Raw genomic sequence first — 6,000 nt, 5'->3', positions numbered from 1 at the left:
CGTATCTCGCCGTGTGGGCACGGGAGGTGGACCCAGTCCTCACCGGCCCTCAGTTCGCGGTGCTGCAGACAGTGGAAGCCCATCCCGGCCAGGACCAGCGTTCCATGGCCGCCGCCGTCGCCCTGGACACCTCCACCATGGCCGACGTGGCTCGCCGGCTGGAGAACCGTGGGCTGCTCGCCCGGAAAACCGCGGCTGCCGACGGCCGTCGCAAACTGCTCTACCTGACCGACGCGGGCAAAGAGGCCCTTCATGAGGCGAACCACCGGGCGCGCAGGCTCGACAAGATCCTCCTGGAGTCCCTCGACGAGGCGGAACGCGAACGGTTCGTCGTCAGGCTGAAGGCGCTCGCCGACCGCTGGGAGGAGCTGGCGGAGGCGGCATAGCCACCTGAAGTCCGTCCGGCGCCATGCGCCCGCGGCTGCCGGAAGGACCCTGGACCTTCAGTCCTCGACGGCGCCCTCCAGGACCAGCGTCAGCCGCAGGATGGCCGCCCGCACCCTGTCGCCGTACGGATCCTCGCCGAGCGCGCCGGCGGCCTCGCGCGCCAGCGCCAGCTGGCACCGGGCCGCCGCCTCCTGGCCCAGCTTCAGATGGCCCGCGGCCACGTTGAGGTGGAGGGAGGGCAGGAACGCCCGCGGCGCCAGGGACCCGGTGAGCGCTTCGGCGGCGGCGAGCGCCCGCAGGTCCCAGAGCAGCTCGTCGAGCGGATCGTCCTGCGTGTCGGCCAGATAGTGGGCGAGGGCGCAGCGGTGGAACGGCGCGCCGTCCCGCTCGATCTCCCGCCACAGCGCGGCGAGGCGATTGCGCGCCTCCTCCCGGTCGCCGCCCCGGTGCAGCATGACCGCCTGCCCGATCCGGGTCAGTACGGCATCGCCCTCCGGCGCCTGCTGCCGCGCTTCCGCCATGGCCGCCTCCCGTCTTTCGGACGACGCTAGCCGCTCGCGCCCGCGCCGCTCGGCGTGTCGTGGCGCGGCGGGGCCTTAGGTGTGCTGACCGGGGAGGTTGGTGACGCGGCTGGCTGGGGTGTGGCCGCTGATTCCGGTGTGGGGTCGGTGGTAGTTGTACCAGTCCAGCCAGTCGGGAAACGCGGCCTGGCGTTCGGCTTCTGAGGTGTAGGGCCGCTGGTAGGCCCACTCGTCCAGCAGGGTGCGGTGGAAGCGTTCGACCTTGCCGTTGGTCTGCGGCCGCCAGGGCCGGGTCCAGCGGGGACTGATGCCCAGGTCACGGCAGGTGTCGCGCCAGGTGTTCTTGGTGTAGGCCCAGGCGTTGTCGGTCAGTACCCGTTCGACGGTGACGCCGCGTGCGGCGAACCAGTCGGTGGCCCGTCGTAGGAAGGCCGCGCAGGTGGCGGCTTTCTCGTCGGACAGGTTCTCGGTGTAGGCCAGGCGGGAGTGGTCGTCCAGGGCGGTGTGCAGGTAGGCGTAGCCGGTGCCGTTGCGGCGGTCCTGGTTGGCCCGGCCGGCTGCGCGGCCGAGGACTTTGTGGCCGCCGCCGTCGGGGATGCGGCCGAGCTTCTTGACGTCGATGTGGACCAGCTCGCCCGGTTGGGAGCGTTCGTAGCGGCGGACGGGTTCGCCGGTGGCCCGGTCGCAGGCGGTCAGCGGTGGCAGGCCGTGGCGTTGGAGGATGCGGTGAGCGGTGGAGGCGGCGACGGAGGCACGGGCGGCCAGCCGCAGCGGGCCGATCTGGTGTTCCCGACGCATCCGCAGCACCCGCTCCTCCACGGGGGCGGGTGTCCGGCGTGGTGAGTGGTGGGGACGGCTGGAGCGGTCGCTCATGCCTGCCACCCCGTGGTGGCGGTAGCGGGAGGCCCAGCGGGCGGCGGTGGTGTGGCTGACCTGGAAGCGTTCAGCGGCCCGGCGTAGCGGCCAGTGGTCGTCCACGACGCACCGGGCCAGACGCAGCCTGCCGGTCGGGGTCAGCGGGGCGTTACGGTGGATCAACGAGGGCCTCCTGCGTGCCGGCGGTAGATGTCGCAATCCCCACCGAAACCAGAGGCCCTCGCCCCGTTCAAGCACCCCTCACAGCGCGTCGCCCGTCACCAACGTGCCGGGACAACACACCTAGGGCCTGTCGTCCGGCGCGCCGTAGCGGCGGGCCAGTTCGGCGACGGCGCGGGCGACGGCCGACCGCAGCTCGGGCGGGCCCAGCACCTCGGCGTCGGTGCCCAGCCGCAGCATGTCGTGGACCGCGACCGGCAGCGACTCCACGGGGAGGACGACACGCCGTCGCCCCTGGTCGTCGGGCGGGTCGGCCGCGGCCACCGCCTCCGCGCCGACCGCCCCGAACTGCATCGGGAGCAGCTTCACCCCGCGCTCCGAGAGGAGGAGTGCGGCCTCGCCCTGGAAGCGCATGGACTCCAGCCGGCGGGACGACTCCGCCCAGGAGGCGGCGAGGTCGAATCCGGCGGGCCGCTCGAAGACCTCCTCCAGTACCTCGGCGTCGAGGATCCGCGCCACCCGGTAGCTGCGTACGGAATCCCCGACCCGCGCCACCAGGTACCAGATGCCGCCCTTGAGGACGAGGCCCAGCGGGCACAGCTCGCGTCGCACCTCGCCGCGCCAGCGGCGGTAGTGCACCCGCAGGACGCGCCGCTCCCATACGGCCTCGGCGGCCGCCGCCAGATGGGGCACCGGCTCGGCGTCCCGGAACCAGCCCGGCGCGTCGAGGTGGAAGCGCTCCTGGATGCGGCGGGACCGCTCCCCCAGCTCGGCCGGGAGCGCGGCCCGCAGCTTGAGCTGGGCCGTGGTGAGGTCGGCGCCCAGACCCAGCTCGGCGGCCGGGCCCGGCATCCCGGCGAGGAAGAGCGAGTCGGCCTCGTCGCCGGTGAGTCCGGTCAGCCGGGTGCGGTAGCCGTCGAGCAGCCGAAAGCCGCCGGCCGGGCCCCGGTCGGCATACACCGGCACCCCGGAGGCGCTCAGCGCCTCCACATCGCGGTAGACGGTGCGCACCGAGACCTCCAGCTCGGCGGCGAGCTCGGGCGCGGTCATCCGGCCCCGGTTCTGCAGCAGCAGGAGCAGTGAGAGAAGGCGGTCGGCGCGCATGCGGTCCATTGTGACGCCGTACCTGACAGAAGATGTCAGGTACGGCGGCCAGAGTGACGTTCGCAGCCGATCCCGGCCCCGGAAAGGACCCACCATGACCACGCACACCACCGGCCACTTCACCTACGCCGACTGGCAGGAGACGGCCCTCGAGGAGACCGAGGGCGGCGCCAAGCTGGCCCGGGCCGTGGTCACGAACGCCTTCTCGGGCGGCATCGAGGCACCGCGGACCAGCTGCCAGTACGCCATCACCTATCTGCCCGACAAGACCGGCGTCTGCTGCGGCTACGAGCTGCTGACCGGCACCCTCGACGGGCGCGCGGGCAGCTTCGTCGTGGTGCAGCACGCCAACTGGGGCGAGGACGCCACCGTCCACTGCGCCTTCGAGGTGGTGCCCGGATCCGGCACCGGCGAGCTGACCGGGCTCACCGGATCGGGCACCTTCTCCGCCGTCCAGGGGGAGTCCGAGATCCCCTACGGCTTCGACTACACGCTCTAGTGCCGGTCAGGCGCCGAGGTCCGGGATCCGCCAGTCGATCGGGGTGTGACCCTGGGCCTTGACCGCCTCATCGATCTGGGTGAAGGGGCGCGACCCGAAGAACTTCTTCGCCGACAGCGGGGACGGGTGCGCCCCCTTCACCACCGCGTGCCGCGACGCGTCGATGAGCGGCAGCTTCTTCTGGGCGTAGTTCCCCCAGAGGACGAAGACGGCCGGATCGGGGCGCGAGGCCACCGCGCGGATCACCGCGTCGGTGAACTTCTCCCACCCCTTGCTCTTGTGGGAGTTGGCCTCGCCGCCCCGGACCGTCAGCACCGCGTTGAGCAGCAGCACACCCTGCTCGGCCCAGGGCATCAGATAGCCGTTGTCGGGCACCGGGTGGCCGAGCTCCTCCTTCATCTCCTTGAAGATGTTCCGCAGCGACGGCGGGGTTTTGACGCCCGGCCGCACCGAGAAGCACAGACCGTGGCCCTGGCCCTCGCCGTGGTACGGGTCCTGCCCGAGGACGAGCACCTTCACCTGGTCGAACGGCGTGGCCTCCAGGGCGGCGAACACCTCCTCGCGCGGCGGGTACACCGGCCCCTTGGCCCGCTCCTCCTCGACGAACTCGGTGAGCTCCTTGAAATAGGGCTTCTCCAGCTCCTCGCCGAGGACCCCGCGCCAGGACTCGGGCAGCACATAGGGCACGTCTTCAACCTCCGGTCGGTGTTTCCGTCCTACGGGCACAGAACCTACCGGCGGCCACTGACAACGCCTCACACGCGCCCGGGCCACAGGGCGGCGCGGGGCCGGACCAGGACGGCGCCGGCCCGGGCCGGGCGCCGGTCAGCCGAGCCCGGCGCCCAGGAGGATGCCGCCGTCCACCACGAGCGTCTGGCCGGTGACCCACGCCGACTGGTCGGAGGTGAGGAACGCGGCCGCGCCCCCGATGTCCTCCGGCACGCCGAGCCGCTTCAGCGGATAGGCCGCGGCGGCCTCCTCCTCCCGCCCCTCGTACAGGGCGGTGGCGAACTTGGTCTTCACCACCGCCGGGGAGATGGCGTTGACCCGCACCCGCGGGGCGAACTCCTGGGCGAGCTGCACCGTGAGGTTGATCATGGCGGCCTTGCTGACTCCGTACGCCGCGATGAACGGCGAGGACGACATCCCGGCGAGCGAGGCGATGTTGACGATCGTGCCGCCGTTCTCCTGCTGCCAGGCCTTCCAGGTCCGCTGGGCGAAGCCCAGCGCCGAGACGACATTGGTCTCGAAGACCTTACGGATCACATCGAGGTCGAGATCGGCGATGGGCGAGTAGACCGGGTTGGTGCCTGCGTTGTTCACCAGGTGGTCGACCCGGCCGAACGCCTCCATCGTCCGCTCGACGGCGGCCGCCTGGTGCGCCTGGTCATGGGCCTTTCCGGCGACGTAGATCGCGCGGTCGGCCCCGAGCCGCTCCACGGCCTCCTTGAGCGCGTCCTCGTTGCGCCCGGTGATGCACACCTTGTCGCCGCGGGCCACCATCGCCTCGGCGATGGCGTAGCCGATTCCCCGGCTCGCCCCGGTGATGAGCGCGGCCTTACCGCTGTCCTGTATCTGCTCGGTCATGTGGTGCGTGACTCCTGATCAGTTGAGCGGGCCGCCGGCCACGTACAGGACCTGGCCGGAGACGAAACCGGCCGCCTCGCCGGTGAAGAAGGCGATCGCGTTGGCGATGTCGGCGGGCTCCCCGACGCGCTGCACCGGGATCTGGCTCGCGGCCGCCTTCTGGAAGTCCTCGAAGCCCATGCCGACGCGCTCGGCGGTCGCGGCGGTCATGTCGGTGGCGATGAAGCCGGGCGCCACGGCGTTGGCGGTGACGCCGAACTTGCCGAGCTCGATGGCGAGGGTCTTGGTGAAGCCCTGCATTCCGGCCTTGGCCGCGGAGTAGTTGACCTGGCCGCGGTTGCCCAGCGCCGAGCTGCTGGAGAGGTTGACGATCCGGCCGAAGCCCGCGTCCACCATGTGCTTCTGGCAGGCGCGCGACATCAGGAACGCGCCCCGCAGATGCACGTTCAGCACGGTGTCCCAGTCGGCCTCGCTCATCTTGAACAGCAGATTGTCGCGGAGCACACCCGCGTTGTTGACCAGGATCGTCGGCGCGCCGAGCTCCTCGGCGACACGCGCGACGGCGGCCTCGACCTGCTCGGCGTCCGACACATCGCAGCCCACGGCGATGGCCTTGCCGCCCGCCTCGTTGATCTTCTCCACGGTGGCCGCACAGGCCCCCTCGTCGAGGTCGAGCACGGCGACGACGCGACCCTCCTCGGCGAGGCGCACGGCGGTCGCCGCGCCGATGCCGCGGGCCGCGCCCGTCACGATGGCAACGCGCTGCTCGGTGGTGGACATACGCGGGTTCTCCCTCGCATCGATGGCGGCTCACCGTCCCGGCCCCGGGAGTGAGCAACCGCTTAGTCTCTCCTGCGCACGAGACGC

8 protein-coding genes are annotated in these 6,000 nt (G+C 71.7%); 2 read left to right on the top strand and 6 right to left on the bottom strand.

The window, feature by feature from the left end:
* The coding region (locus GWI24_RS13570; RefSeq protein ID WP_210946206.1) for a MarR family winged helix-turn-helix transcriptional regulator at positions 1 to 386 on the top strand (386 nt) is incomplete at its 5' end.
* A gap of 57 nt (positions 387 to 443) precedes the next feature.
* Here GWI24_RS13570 and GWI24_RS13565 read toward each other — a convergent pair.
* The 3 genes from GWI24_RS13565 to GWI24_RS13555 form a co-directional block, all read right to left on the bottom strand.
* The gene (locus GWI24_RS13565) at positions 444 to 908 is read right to left on the bottom strand and encodes a hypothetical protein (protein WP_210946205.1); all 465 of its coding nucleotides are present in this window, start codon (positions 906 to 908) and stop codon (positions 444 to 446) included.
* Positions 909 to 983: 75 nt separating this feature from the next.
* Positions 984 to 1,946 carry an IS481 family transposase gene (locus tag GWI24_RS13560; RefSeq protein WP_210946204.1) on the bottom strand — a complete coding sequence of 321 codons (963 nt, stop codon included), beginning with the start codon at positions 1,944 to 1,946 and terminating at the stop codon, positions 984 to 986.
* 120 nt (positions 1,947 to 2,066) lie between these two features.
* Positions 2,067 to 3,047 (bottom strand): helix-turn-helix transcriptional regulator, encoded by a 981-nt coding sequence (locus GWI24_RS13555; RefSeq protein ID WP_374103301.1) that lies wholly within the window; start codon positions 3,045 to 3,047, stop codon positions 2,067 to 2,069.
* A gap of 94 nt (positions 3,048 to 3,141) precedes the next feature.
* Between GWI24_RS13555 and GWI24_RS13550 the strand changes: the two genes are divergently transcribed.
* The gene (locus GWI24_RS13550) at positions 3,142 to 3,546 is read left to right on the top strand and encodes a DUF3224 domain-containing protein (protein WP_210946202.1); all 405 of its coding nucleotides are present in this window, start codon (positions 3,142 to 3,144) and stop codon (positions 3,544 to 3,546) included.
* Between the two features lie 6 nt (positions 3,547 to 3,552).
* Here GWI24_RS13550 and ung read toward each other — a convergent pair whose 3' ends face one another.
* The 3 genes from ung to fabG all read right to left on the bottom strand — a co-directional run bounded on the left by ung (position 3,553) and on the right by fabG (position 5,913).
* Positions 3,553 to 4,233 carry a uracil-DNA glycosylase gene (gene ung / locus GWI24_RS13545; RefSeq protein ID WP_137976633.1) on the bottom strand — a complete coding sequence of 227 codons (681 nt, stop codon included), beginning with the start codon at positions 4,231 to 4,233 and terminating at the stop codon, positions 3,553 to 3,555.
* 138 nt (positions 4,234 to 4,371) lie between these two features.
* Positions 4,372 to 5,133 carry an SDR family oxidoreductase gene (locus GWI24_RS13540; RefSeq protein WP_210946201.1) on the bottom strand — a complete coding sequence of 254 codons (762 nt, stop codon included), beginning with the start codon at positions 5,131 to 5,133 and terminating at the stop codon, positions 4,372 to 4,374.
* 18 nt (positions 5,134 to 5,151) lie between these two features.
* A complete protein-coding gene (gene fabG / locus GWI24_RS13535) occupies positions 5,152 to 5,913 on the bottom strand; it encodes a 3-oxoacyl-ACP reductase FabG (RefSeq protein WP_210946200.1) in 762 nt (253 codons plus the stop codon).
* Between the last annotated feature and the right edge of the window lie 87 nt (positions 5,914 to 6,000).

Source organism: Streptomyces sp. MK37H (assembly GCF_018035285.1).
GTDB lineage: Bacteria > Actinomycetota > Actinomycetes > Streptomycetales > Streptomycetaceae > Streptomyces > Streptomyces endocoffeicus.
This window is presented reverse-complemented; position numbering and strand designations above follow the sequence as displayed.